The sequence below is a fragment of the Polaromonas sp. AER18D-145 genome (assembly GCF_002379095.1).
Taxonomy (GTDB): domain Bacteria; phylum Pseudomonadota; class Gammaproteobacteria; order Burkholderiales; family Burkholderiaceae_C; genus Polaromonas.
Genome location: NZ_NBZV01000011.1, coordinates 79,632 through 97,947, shown reverse-complemented (window position 1 = coordinate 97,947; position 18,316 = coordinate 79,632). Strand labels below are relative to the sequence as shown.

13 protein-coding genes are annotated in these 18,316 nt (G+C 65.1%); 1 reads left to right on the top strand and 12 read right to left on the bottom strand.

The window, feature by feature from the left end; translation table 11 throughout:
- Positions 1-171 precede the first annotated feature (171 nt).
- The 12 genes from B7G52_RS08320 to dapC form a co-directional block, all read right to left on the bottom strand.
- Entirely contained in the window at positions 172-3,252 is a 3,081-nt protein-coding gene (locus B7G52_RS08320; protein ID WP_096697151.1) for a CHAT domain-containing protein, read from the bottom strand.
- 17 nt (positions 3,253-3,269) lie between these two features.
- Positions 3,270-3,758 carry a hypothetical protein gene (locus tag B7G52_RS08315; protein WP_096697150.1) on the bottom strand — a complete coding sequence of 163 codons (489 nt, stop codon included), beginning with the start codon at positions 3,756-3,758 and terminating at the stop codon, positions 3,270-3,272.
- 32 nt (positions 3,759-3,790) lie between these two features.
- Positions 3,791-4,294, bottom strand: a complete 504-nt coding sequence (locus tag B7G52_RS23580; RefSeq protein ID WP_170954717.1) for a tetratricopeptide repeat protein — start codon at positions 4,292-4,294, stop codon at positions 3,791-3,793.
- A 37-nt stretch (positions 4,295-4,331) separates the two neighbouring features.
- Positions 4,332-4,676, bottom strand: coding sequence for an OmpA family protein (locus tag B7G52_RS23575; protein ID WP_170954716.1), 345 nt, complete (start codon positions 4,674-4,676; stop codon positions 4,332-4,334).
- Positions 4,677-4,971: 295 nt separating this feature from the next.
- Positions 4,972-5,766 carry a hypothetical protein gene (locus B7G52_RS08300; protein ID WP_096697147.1) on the bottom strand — a complete coding sequence of 265 codons (795 nt, stop codon included), beginning with the start codon at positions 5,764-5,766 and terminating at the stop codon, positions 4,972-4,974.
- A 133-nt stretch (positions 5,767-5,899) separates the two neighbouring features.
- Positions 5,900-6,403 (bottom strand): hypothetical protein, encoded by a 504-nt coding sequence (locus B7G52_RS08295; RefSeq protein ID WP_096697146.1) that lies wholly within the window; start codon positions 6,401-6,403, stop codon positions 5,900-5,902.
- Positions 6,404-6,496: 93 nt separating this feature from the next.
- Positions 6,497-8,518 (bottom strand): ABC-F family ATP-binding cassette domain-containing protein, encoded by a 2,022-nt coding sequence (locus B7G52_RS08290; protein ID WP_096697145.1) that lies wholly within the window; start codon positions 8,516-8,518, stop codon positions 6,497-6,499.
- A 72-nt stretch (positions 8,519-8,590) separates the two neighbouring features.
- On the bottom strand, positions 8,591-9,481 hold the full coding sequence (prmB, locus tag B7G52_RS08285; protein WP_096697144.1) for a 50S ribosomal protein L3 N(5)-glutamine methyltransferase: 891 nt from the start codon (positions 9,479-9,481) through the stop codon (positions 8,591-8,593).
- On the bottom strand, positions 9,478-10,671 hold the full coding sequence (gene dapE / locus B7G52_RS08280; protein WP_096697143.1) for a succinyl-diaminopimelate desuccinylase: 1,194 nt from the start codon (positions 10,669-10,671) through the stop codon (positions 9,478-9,480). The genes prmB and dapE overlap by 4 nt, the downstream gene beginning before the upstream one ends.
- A gap of 20 nt (positions 10,672-10,691) precedes the next feature.
- Positions 10,692-11,888, bottom strand: coding sequence for a PilT/PilU family type 4a pilus ATPase (locus B7G52_RS08275; RefSeq protein WP_096697157.1), 1,197 nt, complete (start codon positions 11,886-11,888; stop codon positions 10,692-10,694).
- A gap of 201 nt (positions 11,889-12,089) precedes the next feature.
- Positions 12,090-12,917, bottom strand: coding sequence for a 2,3,4,5-tetrahydropyridine-2,6-dicarboxylate N-succinyltransferase (dapD, locus tag B7G52_RS08270; RefSeq protein WP_096662426.1), 828 nt, complete (start codon positions 12,915-12,917; stop codon positions 12,090-12,092).
- Between the two features lie 10 nt (positions 12,918-12,927).
- Positions 12,928-14,211 carry a succinyldiaminopimelate transaminase gene (gene dapC, locus B7G52_RS08265; protein ID WP_096697142.1) on the bottom strand — a complete coding sequence of 428 codons (1,284 nt, stop codon included), beginning with the start codon at positions 14,209-14,211 and terminating at the stop codon, positions 12,928-12,930.
- 346 nt (positions 14,212-14,557) lie between these two features.
- On the opposite strand from dapC, the gene smc reads away from it, so the two are divergent.
- Entirely contained in the window at positions 14,558-18,100 is a 3,543-nt protein-coding gene (smc, locus tag B7G52_RS08260; protein WP_096697141.1) for a chromosome segregation protein SMC, read from the top strand.
- Positions 18,101-18,316 lie beyond the last annotated feature (216 nt).

Here is an 18,316-nt window from a genome sequence, read left to right as displayed (position 1 = left end):
GCTGGTCTGGGAACACAAGAAACTGGACGCCCACCGGTGCTGTGACACTCAACCCCGAGCGCGACTCGGTGGTGGCGGCCCATGTCGGCGCCACGCTTATTCAGCCATTGGCTGCATGACTGAGGCGACAACTACCTTGACACGCGCCGATTGGCTCCGTGCCCATGACAGCTACTGCAGCTGCAGTGGTACGCCGTACTGCACAAACGCGGCCCAGATGCGCGGATCGCGGTTTTTTTCCCCGTACCGGCCCGCGGCAAAGTCGCGCTTGGTAAGGTTGAGGGCGGTGACAAGGTCAACCCCGCCGCGCGCCTTGGAAAGGAAGGCCGGCATGAAGGCCGCCGTGCCCGCATCGTCCACCGGCCACAGTGACATCAGTGTGTTGATGTTGCCCGCCAGCATGAAGGCGTAGGGCAGTCCCACCACGCCTTCGCCTGACTGGCTGCGGCCCAGGCCGGTGTCGCAAGCCGAAAGCAGCACCAGGTCGGTCCTGAGCTCGAGTGTGCTGATGTCCGAGTCGAGCAGGTAGGCCTGCTGCAGGCCGTCGCGTGTGGAGAGCACCAGGCTGCTGCGCCGGTCGTCCACATAGCCGTGTGTGGCGAAGTGCAGGATGCGAAAGTCCCGGAGTTCCTTGCTCTCCTGCATGGCCAGCACACGGGAACGTGCTGCATCGGTGCCGGTGAGCTGTCGCGCATCGGGAAAGAGCGGCTTGAGTGCTTCGGCTTCGCTGCGTGTGCCCGGCAGGGCGTTCCAGCGCAGCGATGCCATCCACGAGGGTACCGGGCCTGCCCCTGCAACGGCGGCCGCCGCATAGTCCGGGTCGGCGAACGACAGCAGACTTTTGCCACCGGCACGCGGCTGCCCGGCGCGGCGCGCCAGCTCTGCATGCACCTCCAGCGATTGCACATAAGAGACGTCAATCACGTCCAGCAACGGCCGTTCGCCAGCCCACAAGGTTTCAAACGGCAGCCGGGTCAGCAAACCATCCGGGCTCAGCAGCAGGCGCTTCGCCGGACTCCACTGCGCGTGCAGGGGCTCCAGCAGCACGCGGTACAGGTACTGCCCGATTTCCCGGAGGTCTTGCGCACGTGTAGCACCGGCCGGGGCAGAGGCCTGCGCCAAATAGCTTCCGTCGGCTGTCCGCCAGACCGGCAAGCTGCGCAGGCGCAAGCCAGCACCGTCGGTAAGCGGCACATCCACCCGGCTGGCGCCGCGGTTGGTGGCAGCGCCCGACATCAGGAGCGCGCGGTACAGCCCGAGGGTTTCTTCCTGGGCTGCAGACACGGCGATAAAGCGGCTGGACTGCCGGTGTCCACCCTTCACGCCAGGAGCCTCTGGCGGGTAGTGCTCGGCGTCGAAGCTGGCTACGCTGGCCACATAGCCGCCGGGCACCTGCAACCAGCTCAGATAGGCGGTATCGTGCGGCAGCGACATCAGGTCGCGTCGGACGCCTGTCGGGTTGGCCTTTCTCTGCAGCTCGGTGATGGCGGCAGAGCCGCCCAGCTTGCGTAGCCAGCTCTGCCCGGGTTTGCCGCCGTCGAGCTTGCGGGCCGCCAGGGTTTCCAGCAGGACCAGCCGGGCATCGACGGCGGCGTCGTCCAGCATCCGGTCCGCCAGTGCGATGATGGCCTGCGCTCGGGCGTCGGCGCCTCCGATCGCACCGAGCTTTCGCCGGCTGTCCTGCGCGGCCGCAACCACCTCGCGGTAGTGCAACTCGGCCGGGGCGTCGCGCACGCCAGCGAGTTCGCCCGCCAGGCTGCTCAGCCGCAGGCGCCGCAGCAGCGTCTGCGCCCGCATCGCTTCCAGCCGCCCAAGCTCGAGCTGGGTGCCTTGCTGCACCGCTGCCAGGGCGGCACTGCGGTGCAAGGCGTCGAAACGTGAACGGTTCTGCTGGGCGCCGAAAGAGCTGAAGTTGTCGGAGTCGTTGCCTGCAAGAAGATGGGTCTGCAGCGACGTCAGGAGCTCCAGACCCTGACGCTTCAGCGCCGGTTGGCGCAGCACCACCGCCGCCGTGGCCCAGCTCAATTGAACGTCGGTCTCCAGAAAACCGCCGAATTGGTCCAGCCGGGTCTGTGCCGCCCTGGCATGTGCCGCCAGCTCTTGCGCCTCTGGCTGCGCGAGAGCTTGCAGCACGCGCAGCGTCTCCAGGCGTGCGGGCGCGCAGTTGCCCTTGCACGCCGCGCTGCCGACGGCAAGCATCCTTGTCAATGGGGCGGAAGCGCCGACCATTGCCGGATCGGCGACCAGGGTGTCGGTGCCGTATTCAGCCAGGGCTTGGGAATATGCGCAATCCGCGGCGATCAATGCACCCAGCGTCTCCGACGCTTTGGCCAAGGGCTCGCGCAGGGCTTGCGAGCGGGCGATATCGATTCGCCATTGCTCATGCCGCTCCCAGCATGGCAAGGCCGCTTCGCCAGCCTTTCCTGGCAGCCCCGCCAGATACTGCTGCCAGCTCCGCGCAAGCTCGTCATCTCCCAGGCGCCAGGACAAACGCGCCAGCCGGTAGGCTGCCATGCGTTCCTGATTGGCATTGGGTTTGTCGCTGCCAACGGCTTCGATCAACGTCGTCAGCCAGAGTTCGCGCGCGGCGCTGAACTTGCCCGTCAGCTCGAAATAGCCGGCACGAATCCAGGCGGGCAGCTGGGGCAGGGCGGCCAGCGTGGAGGCCGATGGCGGTGTGCCCTGCGTCTTGAGCCATTCCAGGTACTGGTTGCGCTGGCCATCGTAGCGATCGAGGTAGGCCACAAAAAGCGCATCGTGGCCCAGTTGCATCCAGCGTATGGCTGTCTCGTGCAAGTACGCACTCAGCGGGCAATCGCCTGTGACGCCGCTCATGCCGCACAGTTCGGACACGGCGCTCAAGGTCGCGGCGCTGGCTTTGCTGGCGGGGGCATCGGCGCTTTCCCGCAGTGCGCGGGTCATGGTCCGGATCTGTGCGGCGAGCAGAGGCGCGCAGGCGGGCTTGTCGGCGGCACACACCTTGCCAAATTTTTGCAGGGCCTCGCTCCAGATACGTTCACGAAAGTAGGGCTTGCCGTCGGGGCTGTGCCCGCGTTCGGTCCAACGCAACGATGTGGCTGCCGGCAGGCGGTCCTGGTAGTCGCCCAGCACCTCGCGCAACAAGCCTGGCAGCTCACCCGTGACCTGTGCGGCCTGCGCGAGGGGAATGCGTTCCAGCGGCGCTGCGGCGTACGCCGGCGTCAGCAGGGGCGCAAGCAGCAGTGCAGTGAGCCAGGAGAGATGCTTTTTCATGGTTTGGATCGCTCCTGTCAACGGGCCGTGCAACTCATCAGCGCCGGCTGCTGGTTGGACCAGCTCGCAAAGCCACCCATGTGGCCCTCGCCGCCGCGGTCAAATTCAAGGCCCGACCAGAGCAGCGAAAGGGTGCCGACCTCGGGGCGAGCCGGGTCTGCCCAGTACAGGTTGAGGTATCGGGCACGGCAATTCTCGCAGGCGTCGCTGCGCTCCAGCGCAAGGCGGCGCGATCGGCCCCCGGGGTCCGTGTAGTCGGCGCCAATGCCGCCGGCGAACGACAGCTGGTGAAAGCCTGCCGCATCCTGCCAGCGGCATTGCAGCGGTTTGCAGCGGTTTCCCTGGCAGGCGAGGGTGACGCGGTCTTTGGCATTCACCGCCGATGGATGGACAGCCAGTTCACCGGCGCGCCAGGGCGTCGCGCTTGCTTGCGCGAAGGCAGGCAAGGCTGCCAAGGTCAAGGCCAGGGTGATGCCTATGATGGCGCCACGTGTTGCTGGGTTCATGCAGCCATCCTCCGTCTCGTTTTCTGTATGTTTCAGAGCCAGTCGCCGCTGAGCGTGAAGGGTGCCCAGAAATAGGGATGGGCCCAGGGCCGCGCTGGATCCGCGTCTTCGTAGGTTCTGGCCGCTTCGGCATAAGCACCCATGCGGTAGTGCAGGGCGGCCAGGTTGACGGTCAGGGTAGCTGTCAACGCATCATCCTGTCCACCCTCAAGCAGGGGCAGGGAACGACGATAAAAAGCCAGGGCGACGGTGTAACGGCCCAGTTTTTCACTGATCACGGCGGCGTCATTGAGCGCAAGCGCCAGGTCTTTTCGCTGTGCCGGTGTATCACGCGCGGCAACGTCAATCAACGTCTGCGTGTGCTGCAAGGCCGCATCGTGGCAACCCATCGCGAACAGCGTGGCCGTGCCGCTGCGGCCGGGCACCGCGGACTTGCCCGCCTGATCGCAGGCAGGGACGGCCGCGATGCCGGCGCCTTGCGCCAGCGTGCAGCACAAGGCAAGCGCCGCCGCAACCCGGCATCCGGGCTTGCTCACGGCTCGCATGACGGTGCAGCCGGGGCGCTGGCGGTCATTACTCGGAAGCGGTGATTTTCGCGCTGACCGCGACGGTCGTTCCAGGACTGGCGCATTCCAGTTTTTTGCGTGCCGCAGCCGTGGCGCTCCTGCACTCCGGCGGCATCTCCCAGGTGCGTTGCAGCGTGGCGGTGGTCGTGATTTTTTCGTGCGGCAAACCGTGCATTTCCAGCAACCTCGCGAGGCGCTCCGCGCGCTGGCCCGCCAGTGCCAGCCGGTACTTGTCGCTGCCGGTCTCATCGGCATGAGACTCAATGGTGATGGCGGTGATCGTGCCGCTGCGGCGAAGTTGCGCCGCGAACGAGGCGAGATGCTCTTCCCGCTCCGCCGACAGCTTGTTCATGCGTGGGGCAAAAACAAGTGCCATCGCCAGCGTGGTTTGCGCGGGAGGACGTCGGGGTGCAATGACCGTTGTAGGGCGAGGCGCCTCAATGCGGCTGATCAGTGCCGGTGGCGGGATGTCAGGCCCCGGCGAAGGTGGGGGCGCCACGGGTGTGGCGCAGGCAGCCAGCAGCGCAGGCAGGACGCAAAAAAGTGGGCCAAATTTCATGATCGAGGGGCTTTCATCAGCGTTGGGGGACGGCAACAGGTGGGACGCAAACCGACAGACTTGTCAGGACGACAAGCCCTGGCCGGATTCAGCATGCGGGGATCGCCCGGCTGCGGATGACAAAGTAAAAACGTTTGTCTGCGCCGCTCACGGTGAGCCCTGTTTCGGGCCCCAGCGCGGAGTTTTGAGAAAAACGCAGGCGAACCCTGCCCGCCGCGGCTTCGGCAGCCTTGTCGGTGGTCACGGCTTCTACCGCAACCAGCTTCAGTCCTCGGGCATCAGCAGGCGCGATGGTCCAGCCATCGCCCGGCGAACCGGGGAGGTCCAGCTCCAGACTGTCAAACATGGTGATGAACAGCGGCTCCGCCTGGTTGTTCTCGTTGCCACGGACAGTCTGGCCGCGCGGGGTCACCTTGGGGGGCTGGACGTCCAGCCGGATCAGGCCTTCGCGGCCGGCATGGCTGAGCTGGATATAAACCAGACCGCTGCCCTGCGCGCCGAAGCGGCGCCAGCTCATGGCGTCGGCACGGTTGCCACCCATCACGGCATCGGTCTCCGGCGCCACCCTGCCGCCGCCCTGGGCCGCCAGGGTGCGAAAGCGCGCTTCATCGAGAGCGAGAAGCACCGGCTGGGGCCGGTCCCGGGGCTCATCCACCAAGGTCAGAACCGCCCGGGCCGGCGCCAGCACCGAGATCAGGTCACCAGCCCGCAGGCTGCGCTCTTGGGGCAGATGGGGCGTTCCCGGCTTGCGGGAAGCCAGGCTTTCGAAGAGGACGACCTGTCCCCGGGCCGGCGGGTCGGCCATACAGGCGAACGCCGGTGCCGTGAGCATCGCGGCCCCCATGGTGATCAGCAAGGGAAGCAGCGATGTCTGGAATGTCATGGGTGTTTGCGGCGCTGCAGGATCGCGAGAATCCCCAAGGCCATGATGAAACAGTTTGTAAGATGACGGAGCTTAACGCCTTTTTTCACCCGCCGGGGTCGTCGCACCTCACATGCTTTGGTGCGCTGGAGCCCTAGGCGGAGTAGCCCAGCAGCGGCACTTCCAGCTGCGCCTGCCGCGCTACGCGAATGCAGTCTTTCATGTGTTCCTCGCCCAGATAACGGATGGCCGCATAACCGACGGTAGCGGCCACGATCTGGCCGGCGAAAGGCACATACTTGGCGAGCTGTTTGGTGGTCAGCCGCATGCCGATTTTGGTGGCGGCCTTGAGGACGAGGTCGCGTCTGATGAACTTGCCGATCAGCACCGAGCCGACCAGGGTGACCGCTTTCTGGACCTGGTCGCGCTTGGTTGGGTCGAGCTGCTCGAGCTGCTGCGGCGTGAGGCCAAACTCCCGGTTGATTTCAGGAATCAGCCGGGACAGCATGGCGGCATCGACCGCCCAGTCGAGACCGGGCACCGGCACGGCGCTGGCCGCGGCGGCGACCATGGCGCGTTTGTTGAGCAGCTTGCGGCTGCGGATCACCGCGGCCGCAAGGGACGCGTCGTCGGAGGCCATCTGGAGGGCGGTGGGCATGATTGCACTTTAGCGCGAAATGCCCAATGGGGTTAGAGCCGCAAGCCAAACCCCATTCACTCAACGCCGGCTCCATGCCGGCGTAACCCCGACTCAGGCCAGCGAGGTTTCGATCTGCTCGGTCAGTTCCAGCCAGCGCTCTTCCAGCGTGCCCAGTTCGGTGTCGATCACCTTCAGGCGCTTGCCGGACTGCGCCATTTCCGCCGGCTCGGTGGTGGTGGCCAGCGAGGCCTGCAGGCTGTCGCGTTCCGCGCTCAGCGACTGCATGCGGGCGTCGATTTTTTCCAGTTCCTTGCGCAGCGGTTTGGTCGTGTCCGACTGCTGCTGCCGGCGCTGCGCATCGTCCTTCTTGTTGGCCGGTTTTTTTGCATCAAAAGGGGCTGAAGCCGCCGCCACTGTTGCGCTGGAAGCTACTGTTTTGGTAGCAACTGCAGCCGGCGTCGCGGTGCTGGTGGATTTTTTGGCTTCTTCGCGCTGGCGCTTGGCTTCGTCGAGCAGGTAACGCTGGTAGTCGTCGAGGTCGCCGTCGAACGGCGCGACGCCGCCGCGCGAGACCATCCAGAACTCGTCGCACACGGCTCTCAAGAGGGCGCGGTCGTGGCTGACCAGCATGACCGTGCCTTCAAACTCGTTGAGCGCCATCGACAGCGCCTCGCGGGTGGCCAGGTCCAGGTGGTTGGTCGGCTCATCGAGCAGCAGCAGGTTGGGGCGTTGCCAGACGATCATGCACAACACCAGGCGCGCTTTTTCGCCGCCGCTCATGCTGCCGACGGCCTGCTTGACCATGTCGCCGCCGAAATTGAAGTTGCCCAGAAAGCTGCGCAAGTCCTGCTCGCGGGTTTGCTGGCCGCCGATCTTGCCGGCGGCGGTGACTTCCTTGACGAGCCGGATCATGTGTTCCAGCGGGTTGTCGGCCGGGCGCAGCACGTCGAGCTCCTGCTGCGCGAAGTAGCCGATGTTCAGGCCTTTGCCCTCCAGCATCTCTCCTTGAATAGGCGCCAGCGCACGCGCGATGGTCTTGACCACGGTGGACTTGCCCTGGCCGTTGGCACCCAGGATGCCTATGCGCTGGCCGGCCAGCACCGACTTGCTGACGTTCTGCACGATGACCGTGGGCGGTGTGCCTGCGGGTGCATCGGCCGGCGGCGGATAGCCGAAGTCAACGTGCTGCATCGAGAGCATGGGGTTGGGCAGGTTGGCCGGTTCCTTGAACTCGAAGGTGAAGTCGGCCTCGGCCAGCAGCGGCGCAATTTTCTCCATGCGGTCCAGCGCCTTGACGCGGCTTTGCGCCTGCTTGGCCTTGCTGGCCTTGGCCTTGAAACGTGCAATGAACTTCTGCAGGTGGGCAATCTTGTCCTGCTGCTTGGCATACGCGCCTTGCTGCAGCGCCATCTGCTCGGCGCGCAGGTCCTCGAACTTGCTGTAGTTGCCGCCGTAACGGGTCAGCTTGGCGCTTTCGATGTGCACGGTGACATCGGTCACGGCATCGAGGAACTCGCGGTCATGGCTGATGACCAGCATGGTGCCCTGGTAACGCTTGAGCCAGGCTTCCAGCCAGACCAGCGCGTCCAGGTCCAGGTGATTGGTCGGTTCGTCGAGCAGCAGCAGGTCGGATGGGCACATCAGCGCGCGCGCCAGCTGCAGGCGCATGCGCCAGCCGCCGGAAAAACTGTTGACCGGGTTGTCGAGCTCGCTGAGCTTGAAACCCAGGCCGAGGATCAGCGCCTGGGCGCGGGCCGGCGCGTCGTGCGCGCCCGAGTCGTAGAGTTCCATGTAGGCGTGCGCCATGCGGTCGCCGTCTCCGCTGGCTTCGGCGGCATCGACCTCGGCCTGCGCGGCCTGCAGCACCACGTCGCCTTCAATCACGTAGCTGGTGGCGCTTTGTTCGGTCTCGGGCATGTCCTGGGCAACCTGCGCCATGCGCCACTGGGCGGGGATGTAGAACTCGCCGCCGTCTTCATGCAGCGTGCCGTTGAGCATGGCAAACAGCGAGGACTTGCCCGCGCCATTACGCCCCACCAGGCCGACTTTTTCGCCGGGGTTGAGGGTGACAGACGCGCTGTCGAGAATCACTTTGGCGCCGCGACGCAGCACCACATTTTTAAGGGTAATCATTTAAACCAAGCAGACACAAGAAAAATAGCCAGTCGGCGCGTTGCGCCCCAGTGATGACCCGAGACGCAAGTCTCAAGCCAGTTGTTGGCGCGTGAGGAGCAGAACCTGGTCGGGGCCGGCGCTGGTTTCAAACCAGAGCGGTTCCAGGTGCGGGAAGGCGCGTTCAAAATTCTCGCGCTCATTGCCGATTTCCAGCACCAAAACGCCATTTTCGCTCATATGGCCGGCCGCGTTTAGAAAAAGGCTTCGAATGAAGTCCATGCCGTCCTTGCCACCGGCCAGCGCCAGGGCCGGTTCAGCCCTGAATTCGGCGGGCAGGGCGGCCATGCTGGTGGCATTGACATAGGGCGGGTTGCACAAAATCAGGTCGTAGGGGCCCGGGCAGGCGGCCAGCCCGTCCGATTCGATCAGGGTGATGCGGTCCTGCAACTGGTGCTTGTCCACATTGATGCGGGCCACCGCCAGGGCGTCCGGGCTGATGTCGGCCGCGTCCACCAGCACGTCCGGGTAACACATGGCCGCCAGCACGGCCAGGCTACCGTTGCCGGTGCAGAGGTCCAGCACGCGTTGCGTGTCTTCGCTGAGCCAGGGGTCGATGTTGCCATCCGCCAGCAGCTCGGCAATCAGGGAGCGCGGAATGATCACGCGTTCATCGACGAAAAAGGGCACGCCCTGCAACCAGGCTTCCTTGGTCAGGTAGGCCGCCGGCTGGCGCGTGCGGATGCGGGTTTCCAGAAGTGCCGCAACCTGCGCGGCATCGGCAGGACTGACGGGCTGGTTCTCCACCGCATCGAGCTCGTCCAGCGGCAGGCCCAGCTTCCAGAGCACCAGCCAGGCGGCCTCGTCAAAAGCCGTCAGCGTGCCCTGGCCGAAACCGTTGGTGTGGCTCAGGCCGGCAGCTTCGAGCCGGTCGGCCCAGTGGTCGATCAGGCCCAGCACCGTCGAGGGTGCGCCGGCTGTCACAGCGCGGCCAGGCGCTCCAGGACGCCCTTGTAGATGTTTTTGAGCGGGTCCAGCGAGCTGACCAGCACGTGTTCATCGATCTTGTGGATGGACGCGTTGATCGGGCCGAACTCGATCAGTTGCGGGCAGATGCTGGCGATAAAACGCCCGTCGCTGGTGCCGCCTGTGGTCGAAAGCTCGGTCTGCAGCCCGGTCTCGGCCCGGATGGACTCGCTGACGGCCTGCACCAGCTCGCCGGGCGTGGTCAGAAAGGGCTGGCCGCCCAGGGTCCAGGCCAGCGTGTAATCGAGCTGGTGTTGTTGCAGGATGGCTTCCAGCCGTGCTTTCAGGCTGTCGGCGGTCGATTCGGTGGAAAAACGGAAGTTGAAGTCCACCACCAGTTCGCCCGGGATGATGTTGGACGCGCCGGTGCCGCCATGCACATTCGATACCTGCCAGCTGGTGGCCGGGAAAAAGGTGTTGCCCTTGTCCCATTCGGTCGCCACCAACTCGGCCAGCGCCGGGGCAAAGTCGTGAATCGGGTTTTTGGCCAGGTGCGGGTAGGCGATGTGACCCTGCACACCCTTGACCGTGAGCTTGCCGCTCAGCGTGCCGCGGCGGCCGTTCTTGATCATGTCGCCGAGCTGGTTGACCGAGGTCGGTTCGCCGACGATGCAGTAGTCCAGCACCTCACCGCGCGCCTGCAACTGCTGGACCACCACGGCGGTGCCGTCCACCGACGGGCCTTCCTCGTCGCTGGTGATCAGGAAGGCGATGGAGAGGCTCGGTTGCGGGTTGGCAGCCAGGAACTCCTCGACGGCCACCACCATGGCCGCGATCGAGGTTTTCATGTCGGCGGCACCGCGGCCGTACAACACACCGTCGCGGTGGCTGGGCGTGAACGGCGGACTGGTCCACTGATCCAGCGGACCGGTCGGCACCACATCGGTGTGGCCGGCAAAGACCAGGGTGTGGGGTGCTATCGAATTGGAAGCTGCCTGCGTCCGTGCTGCCTGGGCTGCAGGGCTAAAACCCTTGAATTTTGCCCACAGGTTGGTGACGCGGAAGTGTTCTGGCCCGCTGACGATGGTTTCACATTCAAAACCCAGCGGCTGCAAACGCGCGGTCAGGATGGCCTGGCAACCCGCGTCGTCAGGCGTGACGGACGGGCAGGCGATCAGTTGTTCTGCAAGGCGGAGGGTAGAAGACATGGAACGATGCCGGACAGTATTTACAGGGGGGTGAAGCCGGTGGTGCCGTACTTCGAGTTGGAACCCGAGTCCGGGCGAACGTCGAGCGTGATTTCGGTGAAGGAGGCTTCGTCATCCGGGTCTTCTTCGGGCTCTTCTGCTGCCCTGGCGGCCATGGCAAAGTCGTTTTCCAGTCGCCACATCAGGTTGGTCGGCGAGTCGGAATGCAACAGGCCTTCCTTGCGCGTGACGGTGCCGTCGACGATCAGCTTGGCGATGTCCTGCTCGAAGGTCTGCGAGCCTTCGGCCATGGATTTTTCCATCGCCTCCTTGACGCCCGAAAAATCGCCTTTCTCGATCAGTTCCGAGATCAGCTTGGTGTTGAGCATGACCTCCACCGCCGGCGTGCGGCCGCCCGCCTGCGTGCGCAGCAGGCGCTGCGAGACGATGGCTTTCATCGCCGCGCCGAGGTCGCCGAGCATGGTGTTACGCACCTCGACCGGGTAAAAACTCAGGATGCGGTTGAGCGCCTGGTAGCTGTTGTTGGCGTGCATGGTGGCCAGGCACAGGTGCCCGGACTGCGCATAGGCAATCGCGGCCGACATGGTTTCGCGGTCCCGGATCTCGCCGATCAGGATCACGTCGGGCGCCTGGCGCAGCGCGTTTTTCAGCGCCACCTGCAGCGACTGCGTGTCGCTGCCGACCTCGCGCTGGTTGACCACCGACCTCTTGTTGGTGAACAAAAACTCGACCGGGTCTTCGATCGTCAGGATGTGGCCGGACTGGGTCGCGTTGCGGTGGTCCATCATGGACGCCAGGGTGGTGCTTTTGCCGGCGCCGGTGGAGCCCACCATCAGCAGCAGTCCGCGCTTTTCCATGATCAGGTCGGCCAGGATGGGGGGCACGTTGAGGCTGTCGAGCGGCGGAATTTCACCGGGCACATAGCGGATCACCACCGCATAGGTGCTGCGCTGCCTGAAGCCGCTGATGCGGAAATTGCCGACGCCGGCCAGCGGAAAGCCCATGTTGAGCTCGCCGAGTTCTTCCAGCTCCTCGATGCGCTCGGGCGGCAGCACCTCGGCCAGCAGGTTGCGCGGTGCCTCGGCCGGCAGGATCTGGCTGTTGATCGGAATCGCCTCGCCATTGATCTTGATGAGGGCCGGCGAATGGGCCGACAGATACACGTCGGAGGCCTTTTTATCGGCCATCAAACGCAGGATACGTTCCATCGTGCTCATGGTCTGCGCAGTCATCGTTGGTTCCGATCAGTCAGTCATTCAAAGGAGACAAAAAGCACAGCGGCGGCGTTTCCCCGCCTTCCCCAGCAGGGGCCGCGGGTCCGGCCTTGGCCTGTCCTGAGCCTGTCGAAGGGCCGGCCCGCAGGCGCAGCGCCCCCTCGGGGGGCAGCGAACTACGCGAAGCGAGGAGCGTGGGGGCCATTAATCCCGCAGGAGGTCGTTCAGGCTGGTGGTCGCGCGGGTTTTGGCGTCCACCTTTTTGACGATCACGGCGCAGTACAGGCTGTATTTTCCGCCGGCCTTGGGCAGGTTGCCCGACACGACCACAGAACCGGCCGGAATGCGGCCATAGGTCACGGTATCCGCCTCGCGGTCATAAATCGGTGTGCTCTGGCCGATGTAGACACCCATCGAAATGACGGAGTTTTCCTCGACGATCACGCCTTCCACCACCTCGGAGCGCGCGCCGATGAAGCAGTTGTCTTCAATGATGGTGGGGTTGGCCTGCAGGGGTTCGAGCACGCCGCCGAGACCGACGCCGCCGGACAGGTGCACGTTTTTGCCGACCTGCGCACAGCTGCCGACGGTGGCCCAGGCGTCCACCATGGTGCCTTCGTCCACATAGGCGCCGATGTTCACATAGCTCGGCATCAGGATCGCGCCCTTGGCGATGTAGCTGCCGCGGCGCGCCACGGCCGGCGGCACCACACGCACGCCGCTTTCCTTCATTTCCTGCTCGCTCAGGTGCGAGAACTTGGTCGGCACCTTGTCATAAAAGCCCAGGTCGCCGGCGCGCATCAGCACGTTGTCTTTCAGGCGAAAGCTCAGCAGCACGGCTTTCTTGATCCACTGGTGCGTGGTCCACTGGCCCACACCCTGGCGCGTGGCCACGCGCAGGCGGCCGCCGTTGAGTTCGGAAATCGTGTGCTCGACCGCATCCTGGATCTCTTTGGACGCAGCCTGCGGCGAGAGGTTGGCGCGGTCTTCCCAGGCGGCGTTGATGATGCTTTGGAGTTGGTCTTGATTCATTTTTTTTAGATCAGGTGGATTGGATAAATTGAACGATTCTTTCGGCAGCTTCCACACATTCTGCAGTTTCAGCCACCAGCGCCATGCGGATGCGCCCGGTACCAGGGTTGTGGCCCCGGGCTTCGCGGGCCAGGTAACTGCCGGGCAACACCACCACATTGTAGAGAGCGAGCAGTTCGCGTGAAAACGCAGGGTCGTTGTTGTCAAAACGTGCCGGAATCTGCGCCCACAGGTAGAAGCCGGCATCGGGCAGGGCCACGTCCATGACGCGGGCGAGCAGGGGGGTGACCTGGGCAAACTTTTCGCGGTACAGCGCGCGGTTCTCGATCACATGTTTCTCATCGTTCCAGGCGGCGATGCTGGCCGCCTGCACGATGGGGCTCATGGCGCTGCCGTGGTAGGTGCGGTAAAGCAGAAAAGGCTTGATCAGCGCCGCGTCGCCGGCGACAAAGCCGCTGCGCAGGCCCGGCACGTTGCTGCGTTTGGACAGGCTGGTCAGCGCGATGATGTTTTTGAAGTCGTGCCGGCCCAGCTGCGCCGCGGCCTGCAACGAGCCCAGCGGCGGCTCGTCGCGGAAATAGATCTCGCTGTAACACTCGTCCGAGGCAATCACAAAGCCGTACCGGTCGCTCAGTTCAAACAGCAGCTTCCACTCGTCCAGACCCATGACCGCGCCGGTCGGGTTGCCCGGCGAGCAGACAAACAGCAGCTGCGTTTTTGCCCAGACCTGCTGCGGCACGGCGGCCCAGTCCACTGCAAAGTTGCGCGCCGGGTCGCTGGGCGCAAACCAGGTGTCGGCGCCGGCCAGCAGCGCCGCGCCTTCGTAGATTTGATAGAACGGGTTCGGGCTGACCACAAGAGGTCGCGCCAGCCCGCCGCCGGGCCGCCCCAAGGCGGGCGACGCCCCCTCGGGGGGCAGCGACGCACACGAAGTGGCGAGCGTGGGGGCACTTCCCGTCGGGTCGATCACGGTCTGCGCCAGCGCGAACAGCGCCTCGCGCGAGCCGTTGACCGGCAGGATCTGCGTGGCCGGGTCCAGCGCCAGGCCGTAACGGCGCTGCAGCCAGTCGGCCATGGCCTGCCGCAGTTTGGGTTCGCCGGCGGTGGCCGGGTAGCTGGCGAGTCCGGCCAGGCTGGCGCTCAGGGCGGTCTTGATCAGTTCCGGCGTGGCATGCCGGGGTTCGCCAATGCCCAGGCTGATGGGGCGGTAGGCCGGGTTCGGCGTCACGTCGGCGTGAAGCTGGCGCAGCCGCTCGAAGGGGTAGGGCTGCAGGCGTTTCAACAATGGATTCATCGCCCGGATTATCCCGTGTGAACGCCACGCGGGCGGCGGCCGGCCAGCCTCCAAAGCTGCTTTGCTACGAAAAGGATAGCTTTCTTTGCACGACAGACAAGGGCTGGAGGCCATTTTGATGCATCAATTCCGGCACGACCCGGCCACGAAAGGGGGTGCCGCCGCCGCCACTGTGGCCCGCGTGGCGCCGGTCACCATTTTTTACAGCGGTCCGGGCGTCGGGCTCGGGTAACATTGCGGCCTGTGCATTGCCTGAAGCAAGCCGGGCATTCCAGAAAAATGCCATACAAATCAACAGCTTAGCTTCAAAGGTCTCCCAGCGCCAGGAAAAAAAACAGGGTCCGCCGTGCGTCTCAATTCAATCAAGTTATCCGGCTTCAAGTCGTTCGCGGAGCCGACCAATTTCGTGCTGCCGGGCCAGCTGATCGGTGTGGTCGGCCCCAACGGCTGCGGCAAGTCCAACATCATGGATGCCGTGCGCTGGGTGCTCGGCGAAAGCAAGGCCAGTGAGCTGCGCGGCGAATCCATGCAGGACGTGATCTTCAACGGCACCAACCTGCGCAAGCCGGCCAGTCGCTCCAGCGTCGAGCTGGTGTTCGACAATGCCGACCACCGTGCCGGTGGCCAGTGGGGCCAGTTCGCCGAAATTGCCGTCAAACGCGTGCTCACGCGTGACGGCACCTCCAGCTACTACCTGAACAACCAGCCGGTGCGCCGGCGCGACGTGCAGGACGTGTTCCTCGGCACCGGCCTGGGTCCGCGCGCCTACGCCATCATCGGCCAGGGCACGATCAGCCGCATCATCGAATCCAAGCCCGAAGAGCTGCGCCTGTTTCTCGAGGAAGCGGCCGGCGTGTCCAAGTACAAGGAACGCCGGCGCGAAACCGCCAACCGCCTGAGCGACACCCGCGAAAACCTGACCCGCGTCGAGGACATCCTGCGCGAGCTTAATGCCAACCTCGAAAAACTCGAGAAGCAGGCCGAAGTTGCGCTGCGCTACAACACGCTGCACGCTGACGCCACGCTCAAGCAGCATCAGCTCTGGTTCCTCAAACGCGCCGAAAGCGAGGCCGATCAGGCCAAGGTCAAGGCCGACGCCGCCAAGTCGGTCAACGACCTGGAAAGCCGCATCGCCGACCTGCGCCATATCGAAGCCGACCTGGAAACCATCCGCCAGGCGCATTACGCCGCCGGTGACCAGGTCAACCAGGCCCAGGGCAAGCTCTACGAAGCCAGCGCCGAAGTAGGCCGGCTCGAAGCCGAAATCCGTTTTGTGGTCGAAGGCCGGCAACGTGTCGAGCAGCGGCTGGCGCAACTCAAGGAACAGACCAGCCAGTGGGCCGCGCGCAAGGAAGAGGCCGCACTGGAAACCGAAACCCTGACCGAGCGTGCGATTCAGGCCGAAGAGCAGGCCGAGCTGCTGGCCGCGCAGAGTGAAGACCAGGCCGGCCAGTTGCCCGCGCTGGAAGAAGCACTGCGCGCCGCACAATCCAAAGCCAATGAGCAGCGCAGCAGCGTGGGCCAGGTGCAGCAGCAGATCCAGGTGCTGGCCGCCGACCAGCGCAACATCGAGGAACAGTCGCGCACCCTGAGCCTGCGCCACGAGCGCTTGACGGCCGACAAAAATGCCCTCAATGCGCCCGACGAAGCGCGCCTCGTCAACCTGAACACCCAGTTCGCCGCGGCCAAGGAAGCGCAGGACGAAGCCGAGGCCCGCCTGCACGAGCTGACCGACAGCGTGCCGCAGCTCGACGAAGACCGCCGCAACAAGCAGCACGCCGTCAACACCGAATCGGCGAAACAGGCCGACCTGTCGGCGCGCATGGAAGCCCTCAAGGCGCTGCAGGAGAAAGTCAAGACCGACGGCAAACTCAAGCCCTGGCTGGCCAAACATGGCCTGGACGGGCTGCAGGGCCTGTGGAGCCGCATCCACATCGAGCAGGGCTGGGAAAATGCCCTGGAGGCCGCGCTGCGCGAACGGCTTGGCGCGCTCGAAGTCTCGCGCCTGGACATGGTGCGTGGTTTTGCGGGCACGGACGGGCGCAGTGACAGTGAAGGGCCGCCGGCCAAACTCTCGTTTTATTCGCCGCCAACGGCCGCCGCACCGGCCAGCGCTTCCGCCAGCGGCCTCAAACCCCTGGCCGACCTGCTGCGTCTGGGCGATGCCGGCCAGACGGCGCTGCTCGGCGACTGGCTGCACGGCTGCCTGACCGCCGCCAGCCTCGACGAAGCCCTGGCGGCCCGCCAGAAGCTGCAGGCCGGTGAAGTCATTTACGTGAAAAGTGGCCATGCGGTCACACTGCACAGCGTGAGTTTTTACGCCCAGGATTCCGAGCAGGCCGGCCTGCTGGCCAGGGCCCAGGAAATCGAAAACCTCGAAAAACAGCTGCGCGCCCAGGCCCTGATCAGCGACGAAGCCCGCAGTGCCCTGATTCGCGCCGAAGCGGCCTATGCCGATTCCGCCCAGCGTCTGGCCACGGCACGCCGCGAGGCCGCCGAAGGCCAGAGCCGCACGCACGAGCTGCAGGTCGAGGTGCTGCGCCTGACACAGCTGGCCGAACAGACCCGCGCGCGCAGCGAGCAGATCGCCGGCGACCTCGCTGAAATCGACGCGCAGATGAACGACCTGCAGGAGCGCAGGGTGACGGCCGAAGGGCGCTTTGAAGAGCTGGACATGCAGCTGGCCGACAGCCAGGAGCGCCACGCCCAGCTCGACGACCGCGTCATCGAGGCCGAACGCAAACTGAACGAATCACGCGAGCAGCAGCGCGCGCTGGAGCGCCAGTCGCAGGAAGCGCAGTTTGCGCTGCGCAGCCTGGCCTCGCGCCGCGACGAACTGACGCGCTCCATCGACATCGCCGCGCAGCAGGCCGCGTCGATTGCCGGCGAGGAAGAACGCGCCAAAGAGGAACTTTCGCGCCTGACGGATGCCGCGGCCCAGGCCGGGCTGCAGGACGCGCTCAACGTCAAGCTCGAGCGCGAGGCCGACCTGGGCGCCAAGCGCAGCCAGTACGACGACCTGACCACCAAACTGCGGGCCAGCGACGAGCGCCGCTTGCAGCTGGAGCGCGAACTCGAGCCGCTGCGCCAGCGCATCACCGAGTTCCAGCTCAAGGAGCAGGCCGCGCGCCTGGGCTTCGAGCAGTACGCGCAGCTGCTGGCAGATGCGCAGGCCGACTTGGCTGCCGTCGAGTTGTCCATCCAGACCGGCAATGTGCGCCTCTCGGGCCTGCAGGGCGAAATTGACCGCATCAACCGCGACATCCAGTCCCTGGGCGCCGTGAACCTGGCCGCGCTGGACGAACTCAGCAGCGCCCGCGAACGCAAGCAGTTCCTCGACGCGCAGTCGGCCGACCTGAACGAAGCCATGACGACGCTGGAAGATGCGATCAAGAAGATCGACGCCGAAACGCGCGACCTGCTGTCGAGCACCTTCGAGACGGTCAACCGCCATTTCGGCGAGATGTTCCCGCGCCTGTTCGGCGGCGGCAACGCCAAGCTGATGATGACCGGCGAGGAAATCCTCGACGCTGGCGTGCAGGTGCTGGCCCAGCCGCCGGGCAAGAAAAACCAGACCATCCACCTGCTGTCGGGCGGTGAAAAGGCCCTGACCGCGATTGCGCTGGTGTTTGCGATTTTTCAGCTCAATCCCGCACCGTTCTGTCTGCTCGACGAGGTCGATGCGCCGCTGGACGACGCCAACACCGAGCGTTATGCCAAGCTGGTGGCCAGCATGAGCAAGGAAACGCAGTTTCTTTTCATCAGCCACAACAAGATCGCCATGGAAATGGCCGAACAGCTGATCGGCGTGACCATGCAGGAGCAGGGCGTCTCGCGCATCGTGGCGGTCGACATGGAAGCAGCGCTTGGTTTCGCGGAGGCGGCATGACGAATGTCTGTAAAGCACGCACACTGAGGGTTTCCCAGTCAAGCAGGGGCCGCGGAACCGGCTTCGCCGGGCCGCAGGCGCAGCGGCCCCCGAGGGGCTGGAGCCTGAGGCTCAAAAGCTGCTTGAGCAGCTTTGGACAGGCGACAGAAGCGAAGCGTCTCGCGAGCTGCGGCCTGCAAGGCCTCGAGAGCCACACGCAGTGGGCGAACGTGGGGG

Excerpts from the sequence above, each read along its gene's own strand:
- B7G52_RS23575 (WP_170954716.1), bottom strand. The coding sequence starts at position 4,676 with ATGAACAAGCTGTCGGCGGAGCGGGAAGAGCATCTCGCCTCGTTCGCG.
- dapE (WP_096697143.1), bottom strand. The coding sequence starts at position 10,671 with ATGTCTTCTACCCTCCGCCTTGCAGAACAACTGATCGCCTGCCCGTCC.
- dapD (WP_096662426.1), bottom strand. The coding sequence starts at position 12,917 with ATGAATCAAGACCAACTCCAAAGCATCATCAACGCCGCCTGGGAAGAC.
- dapC (WP_096697142.1), bottom strand. The coding sequence starts at position 14,211 with ATGAATCCATTGTTGAAACGCCTGCAGCCCTACCCCTTCGAGCGGCTG.
- B7G52_RS08295 (WP_096697146.1), bottom strand. The coding sequence starts at position 6,403 with ATGCCCACCGCCCTCCAGATGGCCTCCGACGACGCGTCCCTTGCGGCC.
- B7G52_RS08275 (WP_096697157.1), bottom strand. The coding sequence starts at position 11,888 with ATGAGCACGATGGAACGTATCCTGCGTTTGATGGCCGATAAAAAGGCC.
- B7G52_RS08300 (WP_096697147.1), bottom strand. The coding sequence starts at position 5,766 with ATGACATTCCAGACATCGCTGCTTCCCTTGCTGATCACCATGGGGGCC.
- B7G52_RS08320 (WP_096697151.1), bottom strand. The coding sequence starts at position 3,252 with ATGAAAAAGCATCTCTCCTGGCTCACTGCACTGCTGCTTGCGCCCCTG.
- B7G52_RS08290 (WP_096697145.1), bottom strand. The coding sequence starts at position 8,518 with ATGATTACCCTTAAAAATGTGGTGCTGCGTCGCGGCGCCAAAGTGATT.
- B7G52_RS08315 (WP_096697150.1), bottom strand. The coding sequence starts at position 3,758 with ATGAACCCAGCAACACGTGGCGCCATCATAGGCATCACCCTGGCCTTG.